General features: G+C 57.4%; 31 protein-coding genes. 21 read left to right on the plus strand and 10 right to left on the minus strand.

Features of this window, described 5'->3' with window-relative positions; translation table 11 throughout:
* Nucleotides 1–5: 5 nt before the first annotated feature.
* The 3 genes from fliS (at nucleotide 6) to amyA (ending at nucleotide 2367) form a co-directional block, all read left to right on the plus strand.
* Nucleotides 6–413, plus strand: coding sequence for a flagellar export chaperone FliS (fliS, locus tag AAE045_RS11320; RefSeq protein WP_455424959.1), 408 nt, complete (start codon nucleotides 6–8; stop codon nucleotides 411–413).
* The gene (gene fliT, locus AAE045_RS11325; protein ID WP_455547806.1) at nucleotides 413–787 is read left to right on the plus strand and encodes a flagella biosynthesis regulatory protein FliT; all 375 of its coding nucleotides are present in this window, start codon (nucleotides 413–415) and stop codon (nucleotides 785–787) included. The genes fliS and fliT overlap by 1 nt, the downstream gene beginning before the upstream one ends.
* Nucleotides 788–879: 92 nt before the next feature.
* A complete protein-coding gene (amyA, locus tag AAE045_RS11330; protein WP_455547807.1) occupies nucleotides 880–2367 on the plus strand; it encodes an alpha-amylase in 1488 nt (495 codons plus the stop codon).
* A 54-nt stretch (nucleotides 2368–2421) separates the two neighbouring features.
* Here the strand turns inward: amyA and yedD are convergent, their stop codons facing one another.
* Both yedD and fliE read right to left on the minus strand, forming a co-directional pair.
* Nucleotides 2422–2835 (minus strand): lipoprotein YedD, encoded by a 414-nt coding sequence (yedD, locus tag AAE045_RS11335; protein ID WP_455547808.1) that lies wholly within the window; start codon nucleotides 2833–2835, stop codon nucleotides 2422–2424.
* A gap of 79 nt (nucleotides 2836–2914) precedes the next feature.
* Entirely contained in the window at nucleotides 2915–3226 is a 312-nt protein-coding gene (fliE, locus tag AAE045_RS11340; protein ID WP_455424964.1) for a flagellar hook-basal body complex protein FliE, read from the minus strand.
* Nucleotides 3227–3455: 229 nt separating this feature from the next.
* Between fliE and fliF the strand changes: the two genes are divergently transcribed.
* The 14 genes from fliF to rcsA all read left to right on the plus strand — a co-directional run bounded on the left by fliF (nucleotide 3456) and on the right by rcsA (nucleotide 15008).
* A complete protein-coding gene (gene fliF, locus AAE045_RS11345; RefSeq protein ID WP_455547809.1) occupies nucleotides 3456–5150 on the plus strand; it encodes a flagellar basal-body MS-ring/collar protein FliF in 1695 nt (564 codons plus the stop codon).
* Nucleotides 5147–6139 carry a flagellar motor switch protein FliG gene (gene fliG, locus AAE045_RS11350; protein ID WP_455424966.1) on the plus strand — a complete coding sequence of 331 codons (993 nt, stop codon included), beginning with the start codon at nucleotides 5147–5149 and terminating at the stop codon, nucleotides 6137–6139. The genes fliF and fliG overlap by 4 nt, the downstream gene beginning before the upstream one ends.
* Nucleotides 6132–6833 (plus strand): flagellar assembly protein FliH, encoded by a 702-nt coding sequence (fliH, locus tag AAE045_RS11355; RefSeq protein ID WP_455547810.1) that lies wholly within the window; start codon nucleotides 6132–6134, stop codon nucleotides 6831–6833. Before fliG ends, fliH begins: the two co-directional genes overlap by 8 nt.
* Nucleotides 6833–8191 carry a flagellar protein export ATPase FliI gene (gene fliI / locus AAE045_RS11360; protein WP_455547811.1) on the plus strand — a complete coding sequence of 453 codons (1359 nt, stop codon included), beginning with the start codon at nucleotides 6833–6835 and terminating at the stop codon, nucleotides 8189–8191. Before fliH ends, fliI begins: the two co-directional genes overlap by 1 nt.
* Before the next feature lie 12 nt (nucleotides 8192–8203).
* Nucleotides 8204–8647, plus strand: coding sequence for a flagellar export protein FliJ (gene fliJ / locus AAE045_RS11365; RefSeq protein WP_455547812.1), 444 nt, complete (start codon nucleotides 8204–8206; stop codon nucleotides 8645–8647).
* Nucleotides 8644–9888 (plus strand): flagellar hook-length control protein FliK, encoded by a 1245-nt coding sequence (locus AAE045_RS11370; RefSeq protein WP_455547813.1) that lies wholly within the window; start codon nucleotides 8644–8646, stop codon nucleotides 9886–9888. Before fliJ ends, AAE045_RS11370 begins: the two co-directional genes overlap by 4 nt.
* A 125-nt stretch (nucleotides 9889–10013) precedes the next feature.
* Nucleotides 10014–10481, plus strand: coding sequence for a flagellar basal body-associated protein FliL (fliL, locus tag AAE045_RS11375; protein ID WP_455547814.1), 468 nt, complete (start codon nucleotides 10014–10016; stop codon nucleotides 10479–10481).
* A 4-nt stretch (nucleotides 10482–10485) separates the two neighbouring features.
* Nucleotides 10486–11490: a flagellar motor switch protein FliM gene (fliM, locus tag AAE045_RS11380; RefSeq protein WP_455424972.1), complete on the plus strand. Its 1005-nt coding sequence runs from the start codon at nucleotides 10486–10488 to the stop codon at nucleotides 11488–11490.
* On the plus strand, nucleotides 11487–11897 hold the full coding sequence (fliN, locus tag AAE045_RS11385; protein ID WP_455547815.1) for a flagellar motor switch protein FliN: 411 nt from the start codon (nucleotides 11487–11489) through the stop codon (nucleotides 11895–11897). Before fliM ends, fliN begins: the two co-directional genes overlap by 4 nt.
* Nucleotides 11898–11901: 4 nt before the next feature.
* Complete coding sequence (gene fliO, locus AAE045_RS11390; RefSeq protein ID WP_455547816.1) at nucleotides 11902–12276, plus strand: flagellar biosynthetic protein FliO; 375 nt, start codon at nucleotides 11902–11904, stop codon at nucleotides 12274–12276.
* Complete coding sequence (gene fliP / locus AAE045_RS11395) at nucleotides 12276–13025, plus strand: flagellar type III secretion system pore protein FliP (RefSeq protein ID WP_455547817.1); 750 nt, start codon at nucleotides 12276–12278, stop codon at nucleotides 13023–13025. Before fliO ends, fliP begins: the two co-directional genes overlap by 1 nt.
* An 8-nt stretch (nucleotides 13026–13033) precedes the next feature.
* On the plus strand, nucleotides 13034–13303 hold the full coding sequence (gene fliQ, locus AAE045_RS11400) for a flagellar biosynthetic protein FliQ (RefSeq protein WP_455424976.1): 270 nt from the start codon (nucleotides 13034–13036) through the stop codon (nucleotides 13301–13303).
* Complete coding sequence (gene fliR / locus AAE045_RS11405; protein WP_455547818.1) at nucleotides 13300–14085, plus strand: flagellar biosynthetic protein FliR; 786 nt, start codon at nucleotides 13300–13302, stop codon at nucleotides 14083–14085. The genes fliQ and fliR overlap by 4 nt, the downstream gene beginning before the upstream one ends.
* Nucleotides 14086–14384: 299 nt before the next feature.
* Complete coding sequence (gene rcsA / locus AAE045_RS11410; protein ID WP_455547819.1) at nucleotides 14385–15008, plus strand: transcriptional regulator RcsA; 624 nt, start codon at nucleotides 14385–14387, stop codon at nucleotides 15006–15008.
* Nucleotides 15009–15140: 132 nt separating this feature from the next.
* Here rcsA and dsrB read toward each other — a convergent pair whose 3' ends face one another.
* Nucleotides 15141–15329, minus strand: a complete 189-nt coding sequence (dsrB, locus tag AAE045_RS11415) for a protein DsrB (RefSeq protein ID WP_455547820.1) — start codon at nucleotides 15327–15329, stop codon at nucleotides 15141–15143.
* A gap of 131 nt (nucleotides 15330–15460) precedes the next feature.
* Between dsrB and yodD the strand changes: the two genes are divergently transcribed.
* Both yodD and AAE045_RS11425 read left to right on the plus strand, forming a co-directional pair.
* Nucleotides 15461–15694: a YodD family protein gene (gene yodD / locus AAE045_RS11420; RefSeq protein WP_455424979.1), complete on the plus strand. Its 234-nt coding sequence runs from the start codon at nucleotides 15461–15463 to the stop codon at nucleotides 15692–15694.
* A gap of 191 nt (nucleotides 15695–15885) precedes the next feature.
* Nucleotides 15886–16704, plus strand: coding sequence for a mannosyl-3-phosphoglycerate phosphatase-related protein (locus AAE045_RS11425; RefSeq protein ID WP_455547821.1), 819 nt, complete (start codon nucleotides 15886–15888; stop codon nucleotides 16702–16704).
* 1 nt (nucleotide 16705) lies between these two features.
* On the opposite strand, the gene dgcQ is transcribed toward AAE045_RS11425, so the two are convergent.
* Nucleotides 16706–18391 carry a cellulose biosynthesis regulator diguanylate cyclase DgcQ gene (dgcQ, locus tag AAE045_RS11430; protein ID WP_455547822.1) on the minus strand — a complete coding sequence of 562 codons (1686 nt, stop codon included), beginning with the start codon at nucleotides 18389–18391 and terminating at the stop codon, nucleotides 16706–16708.
* A 154-nt stretch (nucleotides 18392–18545) separates the two neighbouring features.
* Between dgcQ and AAE045_RS11435 the strand changes: the two genes are divergently transcribed.
* Nucleotides 18546–18935, plus strand: coding sequence for a helix-turn-helix domain-containing protein (locus tag AAE045_RS11435; protein ID WP_455547823.1), 390 nt, complete (start codon nucleotides 18546–18548; stop codon nucleotides 18933–18935).
* A gap of 182 nt (nucleotides 18936–19117) precedes the next feature.
* Here AAE045_RS11435 and AAE045_RS11440 read toward each other — a convergent pair whose 3' ends face one another.
* Together AAE045_RS11440 and AAE045_RS11445 are read right to left on the minus strand one after the other, a co-directional pair.
* Nucleotides 19118–19297, minus strand: coding sequence for a YodC family protein (locus AAE045_RS11440; RefSeq protein ID WP_455424983.1), 180 nt, complete (start codon nucleotides 19295–19297; stop codon nucleotides 19118–19120).
* A 92-nt stretch (nucleotides 19298–19389) separates the two neighbouring features.
* Nucleotides 19390–20310 carry a DUF808 domain-containing protein gene (locus tag AAE045_RS11445; RefSeq protein WP_455547824.1) on the minus strand — a complete coding sequence of 307 codons (921 nt, stop codon included), beginning with the start codon at nucleotides 20308–20310 and terminating at the stop codon, nucleotides 19390–19392.
* 168 nt (nucleotides 20311–20478) lie between these two features.
* Here AAE045_RS11445 and yedA point away from each other — a divergent pair, with 168 nt between their 5' ends.
* Nucleotides 20479–21396, plus strand: coding sequence for a drug/metabolite exporter YedA (gene yedA, locus AAE045_RS11450; RefSeq protein WP_455547825.1), 918 nt, complete (start codon nucleotides 20479–20481; stop codon nucleotides 21394–21396).
* A gap of 28 nt (nucleotides 21397–21424) precedes the next feature.
* On the opposite strand, the gene AAE045_RS11455 is transcribed toward yedA, so the two are convergent.
* The 4 genes from AAE045_RS11455 to drpB form a co-directional block, all read right to left on the minus strand.
* The gene (locus tag AAE045_RS11455) at nucleotides 21425–21898 is read right to left on the minus strand and encodes a very short patch repair endonuclease (protein ID WP_455547826.1); all 474 of its coding nucleotides are present in this window, start codon (nucleotides 21896–21898) and stop codon (nucleotides 21425–21427) included.
* Nucleotides 21899–21911: 13 nt separating this feature from the next.
* Nucleotides 21912–23321 carry a DNA cytosine methyltransferase gene (locus AAE045_RS11460; protein ID WP_455547827.1) on the minus strand — a complete coding sequence of 470 codons (1410 nt, stop codon included), beginning with the start codon at nucleotides 23319–23321 and terminating at the stop codon, nucleotides 21912–21914.
* An 86-nt stretch (nucleotides 23322–23407) separates the two neighbouring features.
* A complete protein-coding gene (locus AAE045_RS11465) occupies nucleotides 23408–24103 on the minus strand; it encodes a phosphohydrolase (protein ID WP_455547828.1) in 696 nt (231 codons plus the stop codon).
* 92 nt (nucleotides 24104–24195) lie between these two features.
* Nucleotides 24196–24468 carry a cell division protein DrpB gene (drpB, locus tag AAE045_RS11470; protein ID WP_455548057.1) on the minus strand — a complete coding sequence of 91 codons (273 nt, stop codon included), beginning with the start codon at nucleotides 24466–24468 and terminating at the stop codon, nucleotides 24196–24198.
* Nucleotides 24469–24842 lie beyond the last annotated feature (374 nt).

Genomic DNA, 24842 nt, shown 5'->3' on the forward strand with positions numbered 1-24842 from the left:
AAGACATGTACGGCGCAAGAGGTACTCAGGCCTACGCAAAAATGGAAGTCGAAAGCGCGGTGATGAGCGCAAGCCAGCAGCAGCTGGTCACCATGCTGTTTGACGGTGCGCTCAACGCCTTAGTGCGCGCGCGGCTGTTTTTGCAGGACGGCAACCTGGAGGGCAAGGGCCTGTCGCTCTCCAAAGCTATTAACATCATCGATAACGGCCTGAAGGTCGGCATCGATGAAACAAGCGGCGATGAGCTGACGCAGAATCTGCTCGCGCTTTATGCCTATATGGTACGACGTATTTTTCAGGCCAACCTGCACAATGATATCGGCGCGATCGAAGAGGTCGAAAACCTGCTGAGAAACATTGCCGACGCCTGGAAAGAAGTTCAGTCGCCTAACCGGATCCAGGACGTCGTCTAATGAACCATGCACCGCAACTGTATACCCTCTATCAGCAGCTGTTAGAGCAAAGTAAGGTGATGCTGCGCAACGCCCGGGCGGGCTTGTGGGACGATCTGATCGCCAGTGAAATGGATTACGTTAAGGCGGTGCATGAACTGGCTCAATCCATGCGCGATATTAAGATCTCCACGCAAACGCAGGAACAGCTTCGCCCCGTGCTTCGCGCTATTCTCGACAACGAAAGCGAGGTGAAGCGCCTGCTGCAGGCCCGCATGGATGAGCTGGCCAAACTGGTGGGGCAATCCTCCATTCAGCAGTCCGTGCTGTCCGCCTACGGCAAACAGGGCGGGCAGATTCTGGCACCAAGAGACAGCCAGGACGTTCCCTCCTGAGCCTGAGGTGCGGCAAAGCCAGCGCTTTATCGCACCGGGCAAATTCACATAAATAAGCCATAATTGTGATCCCTGCCTCATGGAGCTCGACTATGCGCAATCCGACCTTATTACAATGTTTCCACTGGTACTATCCCGGCGGCGGTGAGCTGTGGCGTGAAGTTGAAGCGCTGGCCCCCAATCTGAATGAAATTGGCGTGAATATGATCTGGCTGCCCCCGGCCTATAAAGGCAGCTCGGGCGGTTTCTCCGTCGGTTATGACGTCTACGATCTGTTCGACCTGGGGGAGTTCGATCAAAAGGGCAGCGTTGCCACGAAATATGGCGATAAGGCTCAGCTGCTGGCCGCCCTCAAGGCGCTGAAGGAAAATAACGTCGGCGTACTGCTGGACGTGGTGGTCAACCACAAAATGGGCGCCGACGAAAAAGAGAAGGTTCGCGTTAACCGCGTCAACCAGGATAACCGCAACGAAATCTCTGATGAAGTGATTGAATGCGAGGCCTGGACCCGCTACACCTTCCCTGCCCGCGCCGGAAAATATTCCGAGTTTATCTGGGACTACAAGTGCTTCAGCGGCGTGGACCACATCGAAAACCCAACCGAAGACGGCATCTTCAAAATTATCAACGACTACACCGGGGACGGCTGGAACGACCAGGTGGACGACGAGCTGGGCAACTTCGATTACCTGATGGGCGAGAATATCGATTTCCGCAACAAGGCGGTGACCGAGGAGATCAAATACTGGGCGCGCTGGGTGATGGAGCAAACCGGCTGCAGCGGCTTCCGTCTTGATGCCGTGAAGCACATCCCGGCCTGGTTCTACAAAGAGTGGATCGAACACGTGCAGGAAGTGGCGGAGCAGCCGCTGTTTATCGTGGCCGAATACTGGTCCCACGAGGTCGATAAGCTTCAGGAATACATCGCCCAGGTAGACGGTAAAACTCTGCTGTTCGACGCCCCTCTGCAGATGAAATTCCACCAGGCCTCCAAAGAGGGCCGCGACTACGACATGAGCCAGATATTCACCGGCACCTTAGTGGAAGCAGACCCGTTCCACGCTATGACGCTGGTCACCAACCACGATACCCAGCCGCTGCAGGCGCTGGAGGCCCCGGTGGAGCCATGGTTTAAACCGCTGGCCTACGCGCTGATTCTGCTGCGTGAAAACGGTGTACCCTCCGTGTTTTATGCGGACCTGTTCGGGGCAAGCTACGACGACGAAGGCGGCGACGGCGAAACCTATCACATCGACATGCCGGTTATTGAGCAGCTCGACGACCTGATCCACGCCCGCGAGCGTTTCGCCCACGGCGTTCAGACGCTCTATTTCGACCACCCTAACTGCATTGCCTTCAGCCGCAGCGGTACGGATGAGATGCCGGGCTGCGTCGTGGTGCTGTCCAACGGCGACGAAGGCGAGAAGACCATTGAGCTTGGGGATAACTACGGCAGTAAAAACTGGCGCGATTATCTGGGCAATCGCGAAGAGACGGTCACGACGGATGAGAACGGCAGCGCCACGTTTACCTGTAACGGCGGCAGCGTCAGCGTATGGGTGATGGAGGATGTGCTGTAATTAAAGCCAGTAAAGCGTAGGGTGGATAAGCGCATGCGCCATCCACCACGCTAATCATTTCACTTCAGGTGCCAGCGGATGCTTTTCCAGGTAATCCGCGCACTCCTGCGTCAGGCGGTCAACGCGTTTTAGCGTCATGCCCGCATACTCCAGGCGATCGCCTTCACGTTCGATATTATAGATTTCACGTTTGGCGGTGACGTTATACAGCGTGTCGGAACGCAGCGTCAGCTTGCCCGGCACGGCAATCACCCGTTGCCACTGGCGGCAGTCCAGCGTGTCGCCTTCCGGGGTGACGATCAGCGAGGCGATTGCCTCCGGGCTGACCATCTCACTCTGCGGCCCTTCCGACTGCCAGTAGCCCGCATACCCTGCCGGGGCCGGCGTTTTCACAACTTCACGATAATCATCAACCTGCACGCAACCACTGAGGGCGAGCAGCGCTACAAAAATGGCAACCTTCTTCATCGTCTGTCCTGACTGCGGAGAAAAAAGAATTTTGGCATTAAAGCCCTTTGCCTGCCAGCGTTTCTCCCCCGCCAGGCGGTTATACCTGCATATTCATCACTTCTGAATAAGCGGAAACCAGCTTGTTGCGCACCTGAATGCCCATCTGCATGGAAACGGAGGATTTTTGCAGATCGACCATCACATCGTTTAGCGCCACGCCCGGCGTGCCCAGCGCAAATTTTTCCGCCTGGGTTCTTGCCGCCGCCTGCGTATCGCTGATGCGCCCTAGCGCGGCCTGTAATTCCCCGGCGAAGCTCACCTTCGGCTCATAGCTCTGCACCTGATTGCCCGCGGAAAGCGCGGTTGCCTGCAGCTGCTGAATAACGCCTTCGATCCCCTGAATTGCCATTTTTCTGCCCCAGTTTTGTTGAACGCGGCAAGATTACCACCTTGTCAATAGGACAAAGGCGTTAAATAGACGTAAAAAACCGACCTAATTCAGCCATCGAAATTTCCCGAAAAGAAAATAATGACCTCGCCATCTATCTGGAACTTTTGTCGTGTTTGTCGACCCGGGAGCTCGTTTTGTCCACTCTTTATACGAATTTTTCTCTCTTCGCTAAGCCGCGAGGTACGCAATGACCGCTGCGGCACAGACACAAACACCTCCCGGTAAAGCTCAGGAGTGGATCGCGCGGCTGCGTGAAAACCCAAAGATCCCATTAATCGTCGCGGGTGCGGCCGCCATCGCGATTATCGTGGCCCTGGCGCTGTGGGCAAAACAGCCTGACTATAAAGTGTTGTACAGCAACCTGGCCGACCAGGACGGCGGCGCGATTGTCACCCAGCTGACCCAGATGAATATCCCCTATCGCTTCTCCGACAACGGCAGCGCGATAGAAGTCCCGGCGGACAAAGTATACGACCTGCGCCTGCGCCTGGCCCAGCAGGGGCTGCCAAAAGGCGGCGCGGTGGGCTTTGAGCTGCTGGATCAGGAAAAATTCGGCATCAGCCAGTTCAGCGAGCAGGTTAACTACCAGCGCGCGCTGGAGGGGGAGCTTGCCCGCACCATCGAGACGCTCGGCCCGGTGAAGAACGCCCGCGTTCACCTCGCCATGCCGAAGCCTTCTTTATTCGTCCGTGAGCAGAAAGCCCCCTCCGCCTCCGTTACCCTGAGCCTGCAGCCCGGCCGCGCCCTTGATGAAGGGCAAATCAGCGCCGTGGTCCATATGGTCTCCAGCGCCGTGGCGGGCCTGCCGCCGGGTAACGTGACGCTTGTGGATCAGGGCGGTCATCTGCTGACCCAGTCCAACACCGCCGGGCGCGACCTCAACGACGCGCAGCTGAAATACGCCGCCGACGTTGAAAACCGCTACCAGCGCCGTATTGAATCCATCCTCGGGCCGATTGTCGGCAACGGCAACGTTCACGCCCAGGTCACCGCGCAGATCGACTTCTCTAATAAAGAGCAGACCGAAGAGCAGTACCGCCCGAACAGCGACCCGAGCCAGACGGCGGTGCGCTCGCGCCAGCTGAACCAGAGCGAGCAGGTCAACGGCCGCGCGCCTGGCGGCGTGCCCGGCGCCCTGTCCAACCAGCCTGCGCCACCGAACAACGCCCCGATCACCACGCCTGCGCAGCAGAATCAGGCTAACGGGCAGCAGGCGGCAAACGGCGGGCAGACGCAGACAACTTCTACCTCCGGGCAGAGCGGCTCCAGCAACACCCAGCGCGATGAAACCACCAACTACGAAGTTGATCGCACCATCCGCCATACCAAACTGAACACCGGCGATATCGAACGCCTGTCGGTTGCGGTGGTGGTGAACTATCGCCAGCTAAAAGACGGCAAGCCGCTGCCGCTGACCAACGACCAGATCAAACAGATTGAGGACCTGACGCGCGAAGCGATGGGCTATTCGCAGAAGCGTGGCGATACGCTGAACGTGGTGAATTCACCGTTTACCGCAAGCGATGAGACAGGTGGCGAACTGCCGTTCTGGCAGCAGCAGGCCTTCTTCGACATGCTGATGTCCGCAGGCCGCTGGTTAATCGTGCTGATTGTCGCCTGGCTGCTGTGGCGCAAAGGCATCCGACCGCAGCTGCAGCGTAAGGCGGAGCTGCAGAAGGCGCAGACTGAAGCCCTGAAGCAGCGTGAGGAAGAAGAAGATGCCGTCTCCGTTCGCCTGAGCAAAGACGAACAGCAGATGCAGCGTAAAGCCAACCAGCGCCTGAGCGCCGAAGTGATGAGCCAGCGTATCCGCGACATGTCCGATAACGATCCGCGCGTCGTTGCGCTGGTTATCCGCCAATGGATGAGTACCGAACTATGAGTATTACCGGCACCGAAAAGAGCGCCATTCTGCTGATGACGATTGGCGAAGACCGCGCCGCCGAGGTGTTCAAGCACCTCAGCCCGCGTGAAGTGCAGCACGTCAGCGCGGCGATGGCCAACATCCGCCAGATTTCCAACAAGCAGTTAACCGACGTGCTGGCAGAGTTTGAGCAGGAGGCGGAACAGTTCGCCGCCCTCTCCGTCAACGCCAACGACTACCTGCGTTCGGTGCTGGTCAAAGCGCTGGGCGAAGAGCGCGCCTCCAGCCTGCTGGAAGATATTCTCGAAACCCGCGAAACCACCTCGGGCATGGAGACGCTCAACTTTATGGAGCCGCAGAGCGCGGCGGATCTGATTCGCGACGAGCATCCGCAGATCATCGCCACGATTCTGGTGCACCTCAAGCGCGGCCAGGCGGCGGATATCCTGGCGCTGTTCGACGAGCGCCTGCGCAACGACGTCATGCTGCGTATCGCCACCTTCGGCGGCGTGCAGCCTGCGGCGCTGGCGGAGCTGACCGAAGTGCTCAACAACCTGCTCGACGGCCAGAACCTCAAGCGCAGCAAAATGGGCGGCGTGAGAACGGCGGCGGAAATCATCAACCTGATGAAAACCCAGCAGGAAGAAGCGGTTATTACCGCGGTGCGCGACTTCGACGGCGAGCTGGCGCAGAAAATCATCGACGAGATGTTCCTGTTCGAAAACCTGGTGGAGGTGGACGACCGCAGCATCCAGCGCCTGCTGCAGGAAGTGGAGTCCGAATCCCTGCTGGTCGCCCTGAAGGGTGCCGAACAGCCGCTGCGCGAGAAGTTCCTGCGCAACATGTCCCAGCGTGCGGCGGACATTCTGCGCGACGACCTCTCCAACCGTGGCCCGGTACGCCTGTCGCAGGTGGAGAACGAACAGAAGGCGATCCTGCTTATCGTGCGCCGCCTGGCGGAAACCGGCGAGATGGTGATTGGCACCAGCGAGGATACCTATGTCTGATTCGCTGCCGTGGAAAACCTGGCTGCCGGACGATCTGGCCCCCCCTGCCGCCCCGGAGTTTGAACGCATAACGCTGCCGGATGGCGAACAGGCGGACGAGGCGCAGCAGGAGAGCGAGCCGGATTTGCAGCATGCGCTGGCCATGATGCAGGCGCAGGCTCGCGAACAGGGCCACCAGGCCGGTTTCAGCGACGGTCGCCAGGCCGGGATTGAAGAAGGCCGCAAAGCTGGTTTTCAGCAGGGGCTGGAGCAGGGCCTGGCGGAGGCCAGACAGCAGCAGGCTCCGGTTCACGCCCGCATGCAGCAGCTGGTCAGCGAGTTCCAGTACACGCTGGATGCGCTGGACAGCGTTATCGCCTCACGCCTGATGCAGATGGCGCTGGAGGCGGCTCGCCAGGTGATTGGCCACACGCAGGGCGTTGATAACTCAGCGCTGATTAAACAGATTCAGGGCCTGCTGCAGCAGGAGCCTATTTTCAGCGGCAAGCCGCAGCTGCGCGTTCACCCGGACGATTTACAGCGCGTCGAAGAGATGCTTGGCGCAACGTTAAGCCTGCACGGCTGGCGGCTGCGCGGGGATCCGAGCCTGCATCAGGGCGGCTGTAAAGTCTCCGCTGACGAAGGCGATCTCGACGCCAGCGTGGCAACGCGCTGGCAGGAACTTTGCCGCCTCGCCGCGCCGGGTGTGCTGTGATGACCGCCCGGCTTACCCGCTGGCTCAACGCGCTGGATAGCTTTGAGGAGCGCATGTCCCAGCTCCCCTCCGTGCGCCGCTATGGGCGTCTGACCCGAGCTACCGGCCTGGTGCTCGAAGCCACCGGGCTACAGCTGCCCCTCGGGGCGACCTGCATCATCGAGCAGCACAGCCGCGAGGTCGAGGCCGAAGTCGTCGGATTCAACGGCGACAAACTTTTCCTGATGCCGCTGGAAGATGTGGAAGGCATTTTGCCCGGCGCGCGCGTTTACGCCCGATCCACCAGCGAAAGCGGCCTGCACAGCGGCAAACAGCTGCCTCTTGGCCCGGCGCTGCTGGGACGAGTGCTCGACGGCAGCGGACGCCCGCTGGACAGCCTGCCCGCACCGGAAACGACCACCCTGGGCGCGCTCGGCGCCGCGCCCTTTAACCCGCTCCAGCGCACTCCAATCGAAGACGTGCTGGACGTCGGCGTTCGCCCGATCAACGCCCTGCTCACCGTCGGACGCGGACAGCGCATGGGCCTGTTTGCGGGCTCCGGCGTCGGTAAGAGCGTGCTGCTGGGGATGATGGCGCGCTACACCAAAGCCGACGTTATCGTCGTCGGGCTGATTGGCGAGCGCGGGCGCGAGGTAAAAGACTTTATCGAAAACATTCTTGGCCCGGAGGGCCGCGCCCGCTCGGTAGTGATTGCCGCCCCTGCGGACGTTTCCCCGCTATTGCGTATGCAGGGCGCGGCGTATGCCACCCGCATCGCCGAAGACTTCCGCGACCGGGGCCAGCACGTGCTGCTGATTATGGACTCCCTCACCCGCTACGCCATGGCGCAGCGTGAGATTGCGCTGGCCATCGGCGAACCGCCGGCCACCAAAGGGTATCCACCTTCGGTATTTGCGAAACTGCCTGCGCTGGTCGAGCGCGCCGGGAACGGCATCCACGGCGGCGGCTCAATTACCGCGTTCTATACGGTACTGACCGAAGGGGATGACCAGCAGGATCCCATCGCCGACTCCGCGCGCGCGATCCTCGACGGCCACATCGTGCTTTCGCGCCGCCTTGCCGAGGCCGGGCACTATCCGGCTATTGATATCGAAGCTTCGATAAGCCGCGCCATGACCGCGCTTATCAGCGATGAGCACTACGCACGAGTCAGGCAGTTCAAGCAGTTGTTATCCAGCTTCCAGCGCAACCGCGATCTCGTGAGCGTTGGGGCATACGCCAAAGGCAGCGACCCGATGCTCGATAAAGCTATCGTGCTGTGGCCACAGCTGGAAGCCTTTTTACAACAGGGAATTTTTGAGCGCAGCGGGTGGGACGACGCCTGCACGGCGCTCGATCTTATCTTCCCGACGGTGTGATGAGAGGTAACCATGAACCAGAATACGGCGCTGGACACCCTGCGCGAGCTTGCGGAAAAAGACGTTGAAAACGCGGCGGTACGGTTAGGCGAAATGCGCAGGGGATTTCAGCAGGCGGAAGAGCAGCTCAACATGCTGATCGGCTACCAGTTTGAGTACCGCAACAGCCTGAACGACAGCATGAGCCAGGGCATTGCCAGCACGCGCTGGCAGAACTACCAGCAGTTTATCCAGACGCTGGAGAAGGCCATCGACCAGCATCGCCAGCAGCTGACGCAGTGGACCAGCAGGGTCGAGCAGGCGCTGAACTTCTGGCAGGAAAAGCAGCAGCGCCTGCAGGCCTGGCAGGCGCTGCGGGATCGCAGGACGGCGGAGAGGCTGCTGGCGGAAAACAAGCTCGATCAGAAACTGATGGATGAATACGCCCAGCGGGCAACGATGAGGAAAAGCCAATGATCAAACTGCCCCTGGTGACCACCGCCGCCGATACCGACGCGGGCCTGACGAGCACGACCTTCGGTAAAAGCAGCAAAGAGACGAAAGGCCTGAGCGACGATTTCCTGAGCCTGTTCGGCAAAGCCCTGCCGGGCCAGCTGACGCTGGAGGACGGCAAAACCCTTTCTTTAAGCGCCGCGCTGAAGAAAGTAACCGGCAAAGACGCAGCAGCAGATGATGCCGGGGCGGATAAAACAACGCTTGCCGATCTGCTGGACAAGCTGGATGCGGACCGGCCCGAAGCGCTGACTGCCCTGCTGGCGAACTCCGGCAAGGAACTCGCGCAGGACAAAACAACCGAGACGGATACCGCCGCTGACGGCAGTCATAAATTAAGTCCGGCGGATATGCAGGCCCTGAGCGCGCTGTTCGCCATGCTGCCGCAGCAGGATCCGGCTGCGCCCGCGACGGCATTAGTAGCGGCCAGTGCCGGAAAGAATAGCGATGAAACCTCAGCGCTGAGCGCCCTGCTGGGCGGCAGCTCCGCGCAGGCCAAAACCACGCCTGGTAAAGCGGAAGACAGCCTGACCGCGCCGGACGGTACAGAAGACAACAAGTTTGCGGTTAAAACGCCAGCGCCAGCGGCCCAACAGGCTGTTGATGACGCTGCGCTGCCTGCTGCCACCGTCGATAAAGAGAGCCGGGACAGCGCCATCAGCAATAACACCGCCCCAACCGTAACCGCCACGCCTGCGCTAAGCAGCGCCACCGTCAGCACGCCGGTAAGCACGCAAATCGCCACGCCGGTTGCGCCGCAGATCAGCGCCCAGCTTGGCAGCCAGGAGTGGCAGCAGGCGGTAAGCCAGCAGGTGACCCTGTTTACCCGCCAGGGCCAGCAGAGCGCCGAACTGCGCCTGCACCCTGAGGACCTGGGGCAGATCCAGATCACCCTGAAGCTCGATGACAACCAGGCGCAGCTGCAAATGACATCACCGCACGGCCACGTGCGCGCGGCGCTGGAAGCCACGCTGCCGACGTTACGCACGGCGCTGGCGGAAAGCGGCATCCAGCTCGGCCAGAGCAGCATCAGCAGCGGCGGCGAGAACTTCGCCCAGCAACAGCAGCAGTCGGGCCAGCAGCAGGCTTCGCAGCGTTCAGCGGGCAGCTTCCCGGGCCCAGTCGGCGAGGCGGAATCCGCTGCGGTTCCGGCCAGCATCCAGCGCCTTGCCAGCGGCAATAACGCCGTTGATATTTTTGCCTGAGCGACGTGACTTAACTCAAACGTCCGAGGTAGCAGCAATTATCCCGTGTTTTCCAGGCTTTGATGCCGTGGACGGCGCGGGATAATCAGTCCATAAGCAGTACCGATACAGGAATAACGTGGGATATGACCGACACCGCTCAGACCAAAGGCCGCAGGCGCTCCATCTGGATGCCGTTACTGGTCCTGATAACTCTTGCCGCCTGTGCCACCGCAGGCTACAGCTACTGGCGGATGCAGCAGCACCCGACCACGGCGCAGGCCGACAAGCCCGAGCCGCCGCCTGCGCCGGTCTTTTTCGCCCTTGATACCTTCACCGTTAACCTGGGCGATGCGGACCGCGTGCTGTATATCGGCATTACGCTACGCCTGAAAGATGATGCCACCCGCCAGCGCCTGAGCGAATTCCTGCCGGAAGTGCGCAGCCGCCTGCTGCTGCTGTTTTCCCGTCAGGACGCCTCTGCCCTTGCGACCGATGAAGGCAAGCAGAAGCTGGTAGAAGCCATTAAGAATACGCTGGCGCCGCCTCTGGTTGCTGGTCAGCCTCAACAGGTGGTCAGCGACGTGCTGTATACCGCCTTTATTTTGCGGTAGGACCATGGGCGACAGCATTCTTTCACAGGCCGAAATCGACGCGCTGCTCAACGGCGATGCCGACAGCAGCGATGAACCAAAGGCCGGGGCGGCCAGCGAAACTAACATCCGCCCCTACGACCCGAATACCCAGCGTCGCGTGGTGCGTGAACGCCTGCAGGCGCTGGAGATCATCAACGAACGCTTTGCTCGTCAGTTCCGCATGGGGCTGTTTAACCTGTTGCGCCGCAGCCCGGACATCACCGTCGGGGCGATTCGCATCCAGCCCTACCATGAGTTTGCCCGTAACCTGCCGGTACCGACCAACCTCAACCTGATGCACTTAAAACCGCTGCGCGGCACCGGCCTGTTCGTGTTTTCCCCAAGCCTGGTGTTTATCGCCGTGGACAACCTGTTCGGCGGCGACGGGCGCTTCCCGACGAAAGTCGAAGGCCGCGAATTCACCCATACCGAACAGCGCGTGATTAACCGCATGCTGAAGCTGGCGCTGGAAGCCTACAGCGACGCCTGGAAAGCCATCTACCCGCTGGAAGTGGAGTACGTGCGCTCCGAAATGCAGGTGAAGTTCACCAATATCACCACCTCGCCGAACGACATCGTGGTCAATACGCCGTTCCACGTCGAGATCGGCAACCTGACCGGCGAGTTCAACATCTGCCTGCCGTTCAGCATGATCGAACCGCTGCGCGAGCTGCTGGTGAATCCGCCGCTGGAAAACTCCCGCCAGGAAGACCAGAGCTGGCGCGACACGCTGGTGCGCCAGGTGCAGCATTCCGAGCTGGAGCTGGTGGCGAACTTTGCCGATATTCCGCTGCGTCTCTCGCAGATCTTAAAACTAAAACCTGGCGACGTGCTGCCCGTCGACAAGCCGGATCGCATTCTGGCCCACGTCGACGGCGTACCGGTGCTGACCAGTCAATACGGCACGCTCAACGGCCAGTACGCCCTGCGCGTCGAACACTTGATCAACCCGATACTGAATTCGCTGAATGAGGAACAGCCCAAATGAGTGATATTAACGACCCGTCCAAAGACGATGCAGGCTCCGTGGACGATCTGTGGGCTGACGCGCTGAACGAACAGAAAGTCTCCAGCAAAAGTACCGCCGACAACGTCTTCCGCGCGCTGGAGGGCAACGACATTGCCGGGGCCATGCAGGATATCGATCTGATCATGGATATCCCGGTCAAGCTGACCGTCGAGCTTGGCCGCACCCGCATGACCATCAAAGAGCTGCTGCGCCTCTCCCAGGGCTCCGTCGTCGCCCTTGACGGCCTGGCCGGTGAGCCGCTGGATATCCTGATCAACGGCTATCTGATTGCCCAGGGTGAAGTGGTGGTGGTGGCCGATAAATACGGCGTTCGCATCACCGATATCATCACGCCGTCGGAACGCATGCGTCGTCTGAGCCGTTAAATCAATGAAGACCCAGACCGCTGTTCAGCAGCCCGCCGTGGGCGCCGGCTCGCCGCTCGTCCAGGTGAGCGGCGCATTAACGGCCATCATCCTGTTTATTCTGCTGGCGGCGTGGCTGGTCAAACGCTTTGGCTTTGGCGGCAAGCCAGGCTCCCGGAAGGGGCTGAACATCAGCGCGAGCGCAAGCGTTGGCCCGCGCGAGCGCGTGGTGATTATCGACGTGGAGGACGCTCGCCTGGTGCTGGGCGTCACAGCTTCCCAGATAACCCATCTGCACACGTTGCCGCCTGCGGTAGTCAGTAACGACCCTGCCCCTGCCGGACAGGCTGAATTCCAGAATCTGATGAAAAATTTGCTAAAGCGTAACGGGAAAGCCTGATGAAACGATTTTTGTCCTTCTCGTTAATGGGATTTCTGATAAGCCTGCTTTTTGTCACCCCCCAGGCGCTGGCGCAGCTGCCGGGACTGGTCAGCCAGCCGATGGCCAACGGCGGCCAGAGCTGGTCGCTGCCGGTGCAGACGCTGGTTTTTATTACCTCGCTGACCTTCCTGCCCGCCATTCTGCTGATGATGACCAGCTTCACGCGCATCATCATCGTCTTTGGCCTGCTGCGCAACGCGCTCGGGACGCCCTCCGCGCCGCCGAACCAGGTGCTGCTTGGCCTGGCGCTGTTCCTGACCTTCTTTATTATGTCGCCGGTGTTCGACAAGATTTACACCGACGCGTATCAGCCGTTCAGCGAAAACAAGATCGAGATGCCGGAAGCCATCGAAAAAGGCGCCCAGCCGCTGCGCGAGTTTATGCTGCGCCAGACGCGTGAGGCGGACCTTGCGCTGTTTGCTCGTCTGGCCAATACCCCGCCGCTGGAGGGCCCGGAAGTGGTGCCGATGCGTATCCTGCTGCCCGCCTACGTGACCAGCGAGCTGAAAACGGCTTTCCAGATTGGCTTTACGGTGTTTATCCCGTTCCTGATTATCGATCTGGTGGTCGCCAGCGTGCTGATGGCGCTGGGGATGATGATGGTGCCACCCGCCACGATTGCCCTGCCCTTCAAGCTGATGCTGTTCGTGCTGGTGGACGGCTGGCAGCTGCTGGTCGGCTCCCTTGCGCAAAGCTTTTACAGTTGAGGTAAGCGATGACGCCTGAATCGGTCATGATGATGGGCACCGAGGCGATGAAAGTTGCCCTGGCGCTCGCCGCGCCGCTGCTGCTGGTGGCCCTGGTCACGGGGCTGATTATTTCCATGCTGCAGGCCGCTACGCAAATTAACGAAATGACGCTGTCGTTTATTCCGAAGATCCTCGCGGTATTCGTGACGATGGTGGTCGCCGGGCCCTGGATGCTCAACCTGCTGCTCGACTATATGCGCACCCTGCTGACTAATCTGCCGACGATGATTGGATGATCCACGTTGACAGCACGCAGTGGCTGAATTTGCTGAGCATGGGCTTCTGGCCCTTTCTGCGGATTATGGCGCTGATCAGTACCGCGCCTATCCTCAGCGAGCGGGCAATTTCCAAAAAGGTCAAAATTGGCCTCGGGCTGATGATCACCTGGATTGTCGCCCCGACGCTTCCCTCCTCCGGCGTGACCATTTTCTCCGTCGCCGGCTTCTGGCTGGCGGCACAGCAGATCCTGATTGGCATCCTGATCGGCTTTACGATGCAGTTTGCCTTTGCGGCCATTCGCATGGCGGGCGAGATTATTGGCCTGCAGATGGGCCTGTCGTTTGCCACCTTCTTCGACCCGGCCAGCCACCTGAATATGCCCGTGCTGGCGCGGCTGATGGATATGCTGGTGATGCTGCTGTTCCTGACGTTCAACGGCCACCTGTGGCTGATCTCTATTCTGGTGGACACCTTCCACACCCTGCCGATTGGCGGCGATCCGATCAACAGCAACGTGTTTATGGCGCTGAGCCGCGCGGGCGGCCTGATCTTCCTGAACGGCCTGATGCTGGCGCTGCCGCTGATTACCCTCCTGCTGACCCTGAACCTGGCGCTCGGGCTGCTAAACCGCATGGCCCCCCAGCTTTCGGTCTTTGTTATTGGCTTCCCGGTCACGCTGTCGATTGGCATGCTGGTGATGGCGGCATTAATGCCGCTGATTGCCCCCTTCGCCGAACATTTATTTAGCGAGATATTTGACCTGCTTGCCGATATCGTCAGCGAAATACCCGCCGGATAATCCACACTCTTTTTAATGCCTCTCTGAGGATAATCCTAAAAATAAAATCGAATAACATCCACCAGGATATCCCTGACGCGGGATATATGTTTTTATCGCTCTCACATATCGTAACATTCACATTAATTTGGGAATAGTCTTAGCAAATTATACATAACTTTACGGGATAGTAATCCCGCCAAAATTACTTTCGAATCATCACCTCCGGGAGAAAATTCTTAAGCATTCAGGCAGGGTGATTTAGCAGCGGACGATCCGACCGATCGCGATAAAGAAAATACACTTAGTGAGGGTTTGCTATGTCAACGATAATTATGGACTTATGCAGTTATACCCGGCTGGGGCTCACCGGTTATCTTGCCAGCCGGGGCATCAGAAAGCGGCAGATAACCGACGTGCAGAGCGTCGATGATCTCGATGAAGCCTGCCGGACCCTGACGCCCAACGTGGTGTTTATTAATGAGGACTGCTTTATACACGACCCGCAAAGCAGCCTGCGCATCAAGCAGATCATCAATCAGCATCCCGGCACGCTGTTCCTCGTGTTTATGGCTATCGCCAATATCCATTTTGATGAATATCTGCTGGTAAGAAACAACCTGTTAATCAGTTCCAAATCTATTAAGCCGGAATCGCTGGACGAAATACTCGAAGAATACTTAGCCAAGAATACGCAGTGCACCGGACATATTAATATACCGACCCTCTCTTTAAGCCGCACCGAATCGAGCATGTTAAAAATGTGGATGTCCGGACAGGGAACGATACAAATATCAGATCAAATGAACATTAAGGCGAAAACGGTTTCATCCCATAAAGGCAATATCAAGCGCAAAATTAAAACGCATAATAAGCAGGTGATATATCATGTTGTCCGCCTGACGGATAACGTGACCAACGGAATTTTTGTGAATCTTCGTTAATTATTAGACCGGCCTCTGCCCTACGCCTTAAAAATATCAGCACCCGGCACAATAGCTAAACGACGTGCCATTTAGCGGGTTAAACCGAAAAGGCGGATGGCACAGGCTTATCCGCCCCACGAGCAACCGTCTTTACTCCAGCTGCTCGACAAAAATCCCGTCGGGATGCCCCGTCTCATTAAAGAACCAGATCCCCAGCGGATAATCCTCAAGCGAGACCAGATACATGGTGCCCTCGCTGAACTCTTCTACCGCTAACACAACGCCCGGACGGCGCGGCCCCCCATCGGTCTTCACTGTCACTCGGTCATTGATATGCATAACAAAAAGCCTCCTGATTCTTTGTGCCCAGTGTAGATCAAAAACGACTCATTCGCATGGCAGAACGCCCGCGACGAAGCATTTTCTTAAGCGTCTATACTTAAGTTTGTTGAGTTGCAGGAGAAAAACGCATGAAGACCGCAAAAGAGTACAGCGAAACGGTACACCGTGAGATTGGTATCGATGTCGACGCCCTTCTGGCGGCCATCAATGAAATCAGCGAAAGCGAAGTGAAACGGGCAGGTGACGAGGAAGATCCTCACCGGGTCAGCGTCGACGGCCGCACATGGCATACCTATACCGAGCTTGCGGAAGCCTTTGAATTAGACATCCATGATTTTACCGTCAGTGAGATCAACAGATAGCGAAAAAGCATCCCGGCCGGGGAGCCGGGATGTAAAAAGCATGAAACATGCAAGAAGCATTTGAAATTCGCTACATCAGGAAATCTGATGGCGACACTCACCTTACTGCAAATTTTTTGTAAGACAAGCATATATTTTCAATGAATATGAATTAACGAATACAAATTCACCGAACATATGAAGGATACGCAATGCCACATCTGTCTGACTCGTTACTGATCGCCTCTGACCTTGATGGCACCCTGCTGGACCATCACACCTACCGCTGGGAAGCGGCAAGCGGCTGGCTGGGCCTGTTTAAGCAGCGTGGCGTCCCGGTAGTATTGTGCAGCAGTAAAAGTTCCGCCGAAATGGTGGAGTGGCAAAAGGAGCTTGGGCTGAGCGGACAGCCGTTCATCGCCGAAAATGGCGGCGTCATTCAGCTGCCGGAAAGGTGGGAGGAAGATGAGAGTACCCCACGAATTTTAGTAGGTGTCCGGCACGATGAAATAATCGCTTTGCTTAACAAATTACGCGATCGGTTCGCTTTTAAATTTACCTGTTTCGCCGACGTAGACGACAGCACCGTTAGCGAGCTGACCGGCCAGACCCGTAAACAGGCCTCCCTTGCGCGTCTGAGGGAAGCCTCAGAGGCATTTATCTGGCGCGACAGCGAAGAGATGTTTTCCGCGTTCGCGGCGGAGATAGCCAGACACGGGCTAAAACTGGTCCAGGGCGGGCGTTTCTGGCAGGTGCTGGACAAACAGTGTGATATCGGACGGGCGCTGCGCTGGCTGCACGGTGAATACGAGCAGCGAGAAGGTACCCGCTACGTCACTATCGGCCTGGGCGACGGTCCGAACGACGCGACGCTGCTGGACAGCGTGGATTATGCCGTGGTGGTAAAAGGCTACAGTCGTCAGCCTGTCGTATTACGCAACGACAATCCGCTGCGGGTTTACCACAGCGTTCACTACGGACCCGAGGGCTGGAAAGAGGGGCTGGACCACTTCATCCCCTCAGAGAAATAATCTACTCGTCCTCGTCGCTCACGCAGACCTGATTACGACCGTTCTGCTTTGCTTTGTAGAGGCGCTGGTCTGCTACGGACTGTAACCGCTCAAAGTCATAGTCCTGATGCTCCAGCGCGCTACTCACCCCAAACGAAGCGGTGATTTTCGCCGTTTGTCCTGGCTTAAGCAGCAGTTCTTTAATGGAAATGCGCGCCCGGATCCTCTCGGCCACCCTCGCCGCATCGTCAATCGTCGCCCCTGGCAGAACAATGCAGAATTCCTCGCCCCCTACTCGCCCAGCTACGTCCCCGGCTCGTAGCGCCCCGCTGAGGATCGCAGACGCGCGGGTCAGCACCATGTCCCCGGCGTGATGCCCGAAGCGATCGTTGATGCTTTTAAAGAAGTCGAGATCCATCTGGATCACGCAGAACGGCAGCGATTGCCGTTTGCACTGCTCCGCGGTCGAGCGGGCGATATCAAAAAAGGCGCCGCGGTTGTACAGGTTGGTCAGCGTGTCGTAGTTCGCCCGCCATGTTAGCTTCGTTTGCAGCGCGAGCATGTTATGCACCAGCCTGCGGATCACCAGCCAGGAAGCTAGCAGCATCAGGGTAAACAGCACCCACAGGATGCCTATCACAATGCTGATCCGGCCGAACTCCCCCTGCACGCCCTCTTCCAGGGTATGCACCTTCACCAGCACGCCGTCAAAATTATTCAGCTTCGACCAGGTGACAAAGCGGCTATCCATGCGCAGCTCCCCTTCATCCCCGCGGCTTGCCGCACCCACTTTTCTGGCAATATCCGCCTGCTGCGTTGCCGTGAACTGGGCGACGGACGGCCGTTCGTTTGCCGAGCTGGCGATCAGATTAAATTTCTTGTCGTAGAGCAGGATGGTCCCTTCGTCCGCATCGCGACGCGCATCGCTCAAAAACTGATGCATGGACTCAATGGAGAAATCCATCGCCACTACGCCATACCAGCGGGCCTGGCTGTCCAGCGGCACCGCCGCGGTAATGACCTGACCATTAGCGCTGGCGGGATTAAAAGTGTGCGTCCATTCCAGACTACGGTCCGGGTTGTTTTCCGGCGACTGAGCGGTGAAATAAGGCTGCGCGACGAGACGATAATAGCGAGAGATGATTTGCGGGTCGTCTTTGGGCGGGGTGCTGGACAGGTAAAAGCCTGAGCGGGACGCATAGAAGACGCGGCGCTGTAAATCGTTTTTGCTGTCCGTCAGGCGCATGATGTAACTGAATTCCAGCGCGGCTTCCAGCTCCTGATGGATGGTGCCCGCATCGCGGTCGAGCAGCCTGCTGCTGCTGACAAACTCATCGGACACGCCGCTCAGCGGCAGGCTACGGTTGATATCCAGACGTATCTGCCAGAAAGGCAGGGTCCGCAGCTCTTCGAAGGAGGCCAGCGCTTTGCGCGATTTGTCGGTAGAGATCGGCGACTGCAGCGCGTAATACATCGTATTGCGATAAAACAGCAGGTTATCAATATTGTATTGCAGCTGCCTGTCGAGCGTAGTGGCAATATTGTCCAGACTGTTGCGCTGGCTTGAGACGTAGGCGTTTTCCAGCACCACCGCCTCGCGCCAGGTCAGCAGGGTCGAGAAAATCAGTACAAAAATAAAGCAGATGTTGACTACTTTTAATGGCCGTTTGAAACGCCCGATGACACGCTGTAGGGATGATACCGACACTCAACGCTCCCTGATAGAAACCCGATTAACTACCTGATTTTTCCGCAAGTGCCCTTTGATTTCGTCCCCGGCGCCAGGGCGGGTATTATGCCTGCAAATGCGGGCTTTCTCCCAGGGATCATTCTTAGGGTAATTTCAAATTGAGGATTTCGCCATGGCGACACTGAATTCCCATCAGGCGCTGGTTATCTCGCTGTGCGAATGGATAGAAAAGCATCTCGACTGCGGCATCGCGCTGCCGGAGCTGGCGGCCATTTCCGGCTTTTCAGTCTGGTATATGCAAAGCGTTTTTCGCGCCACGACCGGCATAGCCATCGGGCGTTACATTCGGGAGCGCAAGCTTACCGAGGCGGTTTACAAGCTGCGCGAAACCAACCTGCGGATTCTGGATATCGCCATGGAGTTTGGCTTCAGCTCCCAGTCGCAGTTCACAACGCTATTTAAGAAATACTACGGCATTACGCCGCAGGCCTGCCGCCAGGATCCGCATCTGACACTGCGCCTCACCCCACCGCTCGCGCATTTCACTGCCGACGTGGCATAAAAAAATACCCGGTGATTAAACCGGGTTAGACTGATGACAAACCTTTTTCGTAGGTCGGATAAGCGATAGCGTCATCCGACACAACAGCCGTCAATGGTGGATGACGCTTACGCTTATCCACCCTACAAAACTGCCGACTTGGCATAAAAAATACCCGGTGATTAAACCGGGTATTTTTTTATTTAGCTTTGCTGCTGTGCTCTGGTGGCCGTAGGGGCAAGATCGTCCTCGCGGAAGGCCTCACGTTTGACGCCAAAACCATCATACCAGCGGCACTCAACCATGCCGCTGGAATAGCCCGTAACGATCATCCTTGGGCCACCATTTTTAGGCTGAACTTCATCGCTGACCAAATAGACCATATCTGCCTCCGGTATCAGGGGTGAAAACTTTTACAGGTATAGTCAAAAAGCAGCATTTATGCCCGGCACAAAACGCAAATTTCAGTAAATTCTTAGTGAGCCGCTTTGCCCCGCAGGCGGTTTATTCCGTTTACAGCCAGCAGAACGATGCCGCCGACGATAAAACCGAGCACAAGATTGACCAGCGTCGGGCCAAGCAGATGCACCACGCCGCCGAACGGCTGCGTAAAGTTTTCAATCGCATGGTGTAATGCGGGAATGCCGTGTACCAGGATCCCGCCGCCGACGAGGAACATGGCCAGCGTACCGACAACCGACAGGAACTTCATCAGCCAGGGGGCCAGCACCAGCAGCGCTTTACCGATGCCTTTCGCCAGCGCCGAGCTCTTTTCCACCAGCCAGTAGCCCAGATCGTCAAGCTTGACGATCATGCCGACCAGGCCATAAACGCCCACGGTAACCAGAATCGCAATCCCGGAAAGTACCAGCACCTGATTTAGCAGCGGCGCATCAGCGACAATGCCGAGCGTGATGGCGACGATTTCGGCCGAAAGTATAAAATCGGTGCGAATAGCCCCTTTCACCTTATCGCGCTCGTAAACCATCGGATCCTGCTTAGCTACGGCATCCAGACGGGCCTTTTTTTCTTCGGGGGTTTCTTTGTGTTTGCGCGCCTGCAAACTGTGCACCACCTTCTCCACCCCTTCAAAACACAAAAACGCCCCGCCCACCATCAGCAGCGGTGTGATAGCCCAGGGCGCGAAGGCGCTGATAACTAAAGCCAGCGGCACCAGGATCAGCTTATTCAGAAACGAACCTTTCGCCACGCTCCACACCACCGGCAGCTCGCGGTTTGCCCGCACGCCGGAAACCTGCTGGGCGTTAAGCGATAAGTCATCCCCCAGTACGCCAGCCGTTTTCTTTGCCGCCAGCTTGCCCATTAAAGAGATATCGTCCAGCAGCGTGGCGATATCATCGAGAAGCGTTAGTAAGCTACTTCCAGCCAAAATCATCTTCCTTTTTTGTAAGTGTCTTCAACAGTATGGAGCAAAACCCGGAGGACGAAAAATCGAAGCGCGCTGTCAATGAAAATTAACAGTTCAATAACAAGTAAAATTCTCGCCAGACGGATAGTTTTGGCGTTAACTATTAGCCTTCTGTCTTTCGTATCGTGAGGAAGTATGCGTGTTCGTTCCGGACAGCTGTTACCGCTGGTAGCCGCGCTGTTTGCGCTGTATATCATCTGGGGTTCAACCTATTTTGCCATCGCCATCGGCGTGAAAAGCTGGCCGCCGTTTATGATGGCTGGCGTGCGCTTTATGAGCGCCGGGGTTCTGCTGCTGGCGGTACTGCTGCTGCGCGGCCATAAACTCCCGCCCCTCAGGCCCATGCTAAACGCCGCGTTAATTGGCGTTCTGCTGCTGGCCGTGGGCAACGGCTTTGTGACCGTTGCCGAACATCAGCACGTGCCTTCCGGCATCGCAGCCGTAATGGTGGCAACGGTGCCGCTGTTTACCCTGTGTTTCAGCCGTCTGTTTGGCATTCCCACGCGCAAGCTGGAGTGGCTCGGCATCGCCATAGGCCTTGCGGGCATTGTCCTGCTGAACAGCGGCGGCAACCTGAGCGGCAACCCTGGCGGGGCGCTGTTGATTCTGGTTGGCTCTGTGAGCTGGGCATTCGGCTCGGTTTACGGCTCGCGTATTGAGCTACCTAAGGGGCTGATGGCGGGCGCCATTGAGATGCTGGCAGCGGGCATTGTCCTGCTGGGCGCGGCGGCCCTGACGGGGGAAAGGTTGACGGTAATGCCAACGGCAGCGGGCTTTATGGCCGTTGGCTATCTGGCCCTGTTCGGCTCGATTATCGCCATCAGCGCTTATATGTACCTGATTCGAAACGTGGTGCCAGCGGTCGCCACCAGCTACGCCTACGTTAACCCTGTGGTGGCTGTTTTACTGGGCACCGGGTTCGCAGGGGAAAGTTTGTCGCCGGTCGAATGGCTGGCTTTAGGCGTGATTATCTTTGCGGTAGTGCTGGTCACCCTCGGGAAATATCTGCTGCCCCCAAAGCCGGTAATGACCGCGTGTGAGGTAGATAAGTAGTGCGTTTACGGGCGGCGCTGGCTGCCCGTTACTCCTCGCGCTCGTGAATACCTGCGGTATTAATCTCCGCATAGCGCCCGCCGCCGCAAATCCACTCTTCAAGCCTTTCCCTCAGCGACTCGTCGCTGAGCTTTTCCCGGCCCCGCAGCGCGCATTCCCAGACTATCAGCACGCGCCACTCTTCGCTGAGCAGGCGGTGAATATCACGCTTGTCTCGCGCAACGTTCTTGCCGATCTTCTCAAGCCAGAAGTCGGTGCGCGTCGCGGGAACCCTGAAGAGATAACAGTCGTGATGATGCCAGAAGCAGCCGTGGGTAAAGATAATGCAGCGGTACTCTTCGACAACAAAATCAGGCCGCCCGGCAAGCGCCGCATCCTGCACCCGGAAAGCAAACCCGCAGTCGTTCAGAAGTCCCGCCAGGCGCTTTTCAATGGCCGTATCCCGCGTTGCAATAGCGCGCATATTTTTGCTGCGCACTTCTTTGCTGTGAACATCAGCCATTGTTTACCTCCCGTTAGCGCTTTTTCACCGCCAGCCTGATTTTCTCTTCCAGAAGTTTAGCGACTGCCGCAAACGCTGGCACCACGACAGAGTTGCCGAACTGCCGGTAAGCCTGAGTATCAGACACCGGAATACGGAAAGATTTGCCCTGCACCGCCTCAAAGCCCATCAGCCTCGCGCATTCACGCGGCGTTAAGCGGCGTGGCCGACGCTTCTGGTTTTCAGGATCGTTAAAATCCTTCTCGCCCAGCGCCTTGTCCCAGCCTCGGTCGACCAGGATTTCCGCCCCATCTTTAAAATAACGCGCCGACAGGGTTCTTGCCACGCTGGCCGGATTGGTCGGGTCCACCAGGCCGTAGCCAAAGCCGTTGCCCTTCGCCTGATGCTTTTTCGCGTAGTTATAGAGGTACTTCCACAGCGTCGGCGTCAGGATGTATTTTTCGTCCACGACCGGATCCAGCAGCTCACCAAAGGTGATGCGGCGCTTTGGATAAAGCGCGTCCAGAGTGCGCAGCGTGAAGTCATGGTGCAGATTCAGGTCGCGACGGAACCCGACCAGCACGATACGCTCGCGGTGCTGGGGCAGGAAGTTTTTCCCGTCGATAATCTTCGGATCGCCCGCTCCCGCCACGGCCGCATCTGCTACTTCATACCCCAGGCCATCAAGCGTTTCCATAATGATACGGAAGGTGTTGCCCTTGTCGTGGCTCTTAAGATTTTTAACGTTTTCCAGCACGAAGATTGCCGGACGCTTGGCATCAATAATGCGGGCCACGTCGAAGAACAGCGTGCCCTGGGTTTCGCAGGCGAAGCCATGCGCCCGGCCCAGCGCGTTCTTTTTCGAGACGCCAGCCAGCGAGAAGGGCTGGCAGGGGAAGCCCGCAAGCAGGACGTCGTGATCCGGCAGGGTGGCCTTAATGTGCGCGGCAGCCTCCTCATCGCTGAGGTCCGTGCGGTGGCTCTGGGTCACATCGCGGATATCTTCGTTGAACTGATGCTGCTGCGGGTCGCAGTACCAGTTGGCCTTATAGGTACGTACCGCATATTTATTCCACTCGCTGGTAAATACGCACTGTCCGCCAATGGCCTCAAAGCCGCTGCGAATGCCGCCGATGCCCGCAAAGAGATCGATAAAACGAAACGCGTATTTGCCGTGGTGGGCAGGCGGCGAGGGAAGCATGCTTTGCAGCATCGTCACTTCTACAGGCGTCAGGCTTCGCGGGGCTGATTTGCGGTTGAACCAGCGGTTTAACGATTCACGCGTCCAGTCGCCGCTGACCTGCCGCAGATGATGCGCCACGGTTTTTTGATCGTAGATTTTAAGGATCCGGCTGACCAGCTCGTGGTCAGCTTCCATCTGCTGCCGCTGCTGGTGTAAGGCCTGTTCTGAGAGGTGCTCTGCAATCGCGTCGAGGTCGTTCATCCTAAACCCTGGAAGGGAAAATAATGTGCGACTTTATCACTGATTTGACCCAGAGAGAAAGCGTGCCCGCATCCGGCGGGCAGCCGTTAGCGTGAGGAGATAAACTGTTGCAGGACGTCGCTGTCTATTTCGTGGTAATCGCCTTTTAGTTCGGCACACAGCTTGGCCATGTAGTGCACCAGAAAATCGGCGTTGAGGCGTGCAAGCTCCCTTCCCGCTTCGGTTTGCATGGTTTCAGGAAGTTTAAAGAGTTTTTTCTGGAAATGGTCGAGCGCGTAGGTCGTGTCATCCAGCTCCCGGGACTGCGCCAGCGGATCCGTGCTGTCGAACAACGGACGGCCTAACGCCCCCGATGTGTAAAACACCCGGGCAAGGCCAATAGCGCCCAAAGATTCAAGCCGGTCCGCATCCTGAACGATTTTTGCTTCCAGGGTTTGCGGCGCAATGCCTGCGCTAAAACTATGGGCGCGAACGGCATGCGCCACCGCATCGTAAAGCTCGCGGGGGAAATCCGGGAAATCGGCATCCAGAATACGCAACGTCTCCTGTGCCGCCTGCGTCGAGGCGAGGTGCCGCTGCGGATGATTCTTCGGCAGGTTAACAATATCGTGAAAATAACAGGCGGTGAGGACAACTAAACGGTCGGCTTCGCTGCCTGTCATTATTCGCTGCGCGGTCTTCCACACGCGGTGAAAGTGCGCCACATCGTGGGCCTTATCGTCCTGCGCCCAGTTGTCGCGCAGCCAGGTTTCAAAGCGTTCCTGCCAGAGGGCTATCGGCATACGTACTCCTCGATTCGTTGCTAAACCCGGTACTTAATATGAGTACAGGATCACAAATTTAGCAAATTAACGGGCAAAAACGCTAAAGCAGATTAACCGCGATGGGACGAACGCGCTCGCGGGCCGTACTGCCGAGGCCGCGTATACCAGACAATCCAGCCCAGAACGGCGGCGACGGACCCCAATACCAGCAGGCCCATCAGCGCGCCCAACAGCTTACCGGCAAAGGAACCCATATCGCCCCCCGTCACGCTGCTGACCACCCAAAAGTACTTCACCATCGCCCAGACGATGTAGAGACAAAAAGCATAGAACAACCACAGCGCTAGTTTTCCACCCGGGCTACGGGTTGGCTTCGCATCCATAACGTTTAACATCTCCTCTCAAGCAAAAAACAGGACAAACGATGGCCTCGCCACCTTCACAATGTGACTTTTATCACATTATAGAGCGCATTTGATCGCTTTTAACGATGTTTTTTGTCCCTTATCAACCCCTGCCGAAAACTGGCCATATTGCGTACGAATACTGACGATCTATTACTCATTGAAAACGTAACGCGAAGGGGTAAATATTCATCGATCCTTTAATCGCGGAAATAAAATAAAACATAAATACGATATATTTTTATGATCATTAATATTTTTAATTAAAACACAAAAGCAAGCAGATATATTAAATAACCATGTTAATCATAAGCTTGCATGGAAATAGTATAATTACAATTTGCAACACTTCC

Origin of the sequence: Dryocola clanedunensis, from assembly GCF_038405435.1 — a bacterium.
Lineage (GTDB): Bacteria > Pseudomonadota > Gammaproteobacteria > Enterobacterales > Enterobacteriaceae > Dryocola > Dryocola clanedunensis_A.

Bases quoted from the DNA above. Each gene is read 5' to 3' on its own strand.
- fliS (WP_455424959.1), top strand. From the start codon at position 6: ATGTACGGCGCAAGAGGTACTCAGGCCTACGCAAAAATGGAAGTCGAA.
- fliT (WP_455547806.1), top strand. From the start codon at position 413: ATGAACCATGCACCGCAACTGTATACCCTCTATCAGCAGCTGTTAGAG.
- amyA (WP_455547807.1), top strand. From the start codon at position 880: ATGCGCAATCCGACCTTATTACAATGTTTCCACTGGTACTATCCCGGC.
- yedD (WP_455547808.1), bottom strand. From the start codon at position 2,835: ATGAAGAAGGTTGCCATTTTTGTAGCGCTGCTCGCCCTCAGTGGTTGC.
- fliE (WP_455424964.1), bottom strand. From the start codon at position 3,226: ATGGCAATTCAGGGGATCGAAGGCGTTATTCAGCAGCTGCAGGCAACC.
- fliF (WP_455547809.1), top strand. From the start codon at position 3,456: ATGACCGCTGCGGCACAGACACAAACACCTCCCGGTAAAGCTCAGGAG.
- fliG (WP_455424966.1), top strand. From the start codon at position 5,147: ATGAGTATTACCGGCACCGAAAAGAGCGCCATTCTGCTGATGACGATT.
- fliH (WP_455547810.1), top strand. From the start codon at position 6,132: ATGTCTGATTCGCTGCCGTGGAAAACCTGGCTGCCGGACGATCTGGCC.
- fliI (WP_455547811.1), top strand. From the start codon at position 6,833: ATGACCGCCCGGCTTACCCGCTGGCTCAACGCGCTGGATAGCTTTGAG.
- fliJ (WP_455547812.1), top strand. From the start codon at position 8,204: ATGAACCAGAATACGGCGCTGGACACCCTGCGCGAGCTTGCGGAAAAA.
- AAE045_RS11370 (WP_455547813.1), top strand. From the start codon at position 8,644: ATGATCAAACTGCCCCTGGTGACCACCGCCGCCGATACCGACGCGGGC.
- fliL (WP_455547814.1), top strand. From the start codon at position 10,014: ATGACCGACACCGCTCAGACCAAAGGCCGCAGGCGCTCCATCTGGATG.
- fliM (WP_455424972.1), top strand. From the start codon at position 10,486: ATGGGCGACAGCATTCTTTCACAGGCCGAAATCGACGCGCTGCTCAAC.
- fliN (WP_455547815.1), top strand. From the start codon at position 11,487: ATGAGTGATATTAACGACCCGTCCAAAGACGATGCAGGCTCCGTGGAC.
- fliO (WP_455547816.1), top strand. From the start codon at position 11,902: ATGAAGACCCAGACCGCTGTTCAGCAGCCCGCCGTGGGCGCCGGCTCG.
- fliP (WP_455547817.1), top strand. From the start codon at position 12,276: ATGAAACGATTTTTGTCCTTCTCGTTAATGGGATTTCTGATAAGCCTG.
- fliQ (WP_455424976.1), top strand. From the start codon at position 13,034: ATGACGCCTGAATCGGTCATGATGATGGGCACCGAGGCGATGAAAGTT.
- fliR (WP_455547818.1), top strand. From the start codon at position 13,300: ATGATCCACGTTGACAGCACGCAGTGGCTGAATTTGCTGAGCATGGGC.
- rcsA (WP_455547819.1), top strand. From the start codon at position 14,385: ATGTCAACGATAATTATGGACTTATGCAGTTATACCCGGCTGGGGCTC.
- dsrB (WP_455547820.1), bottom strand. From the start codon at position 15,329: ATGCATATCAATGACCGAGTGACAGTGAAGACCGATGGGGGGCCGCGC.
- yodD (WP_455424979.1), top strand. From the start codon at position 15,461: ATGAAGACCGCAAAAGAGTACAGCGAAACGGTACACCGTGAGATTGGT.
- AAE045_RS11425 (WP_455547821.1), top strand. From the start codon at position 15,886: ATGCCACATCTGTCTGACTCGTTACTGATCGCCTCTGACCTTGATGGC.
- AAE045_RS11435 (WP_455547823.1), top strand. From the start codon at position 18,546: ATGGCGACACTGAATTCCCATCAGGCGCTGGTTATCTCGCTGTGCGAA.
- AAE045_RS11440 (WP_455424983.1), bottom strand. From the start codon at position 19,297: ATGGTCTATTTGGTCAGCGATGAAGTTCAGCCTAAAAATGGTGGCCCA.
- AAE045_RS11445 (WP_455547824.1), bottom strand. From the start codon at position 20,310: ATGATTTTGGCTGGAAGTAGCTTACTAACGCTTCTCGATGATATCGCC.
- yedA (WP_455547825.1), top strand. From the start codon at position 20,479: ATGCGTGTTCGTTCCGGACAGCTGTTACCGCTGGTAGCCGCGCTGTTT.
- AAE045_RS11455 (WP_455547826.1), bottom strand. From the start codon at position 21,898: ATGGCTGATGTTCACAGCAAAGAAGTGCGCAGCAAAAATATGCGCGCT.
- AAE045_RS11460 (WP_455547827.1), bottom strand. From the start codon at position 23,321: ATGAACGACCTCGACGCGATTGCAGAGCACCTCTCAGAACAGGCCTTA.
- AAE045_RS11465 (WP_455547828.1), bottom strand. From the start codon at position 24,103: ATGCCGATAGCCCTCTGGCAGGAACGCTTTGAAACCTGGCTGCGCGAC.
- drpB (WP_455548057.1), bottom strand. From the start codon at position 24,468: ATGGATGCGAAGCCAACCCGTAGCCCGGGTGGAAAACTAGCGCTGTGG.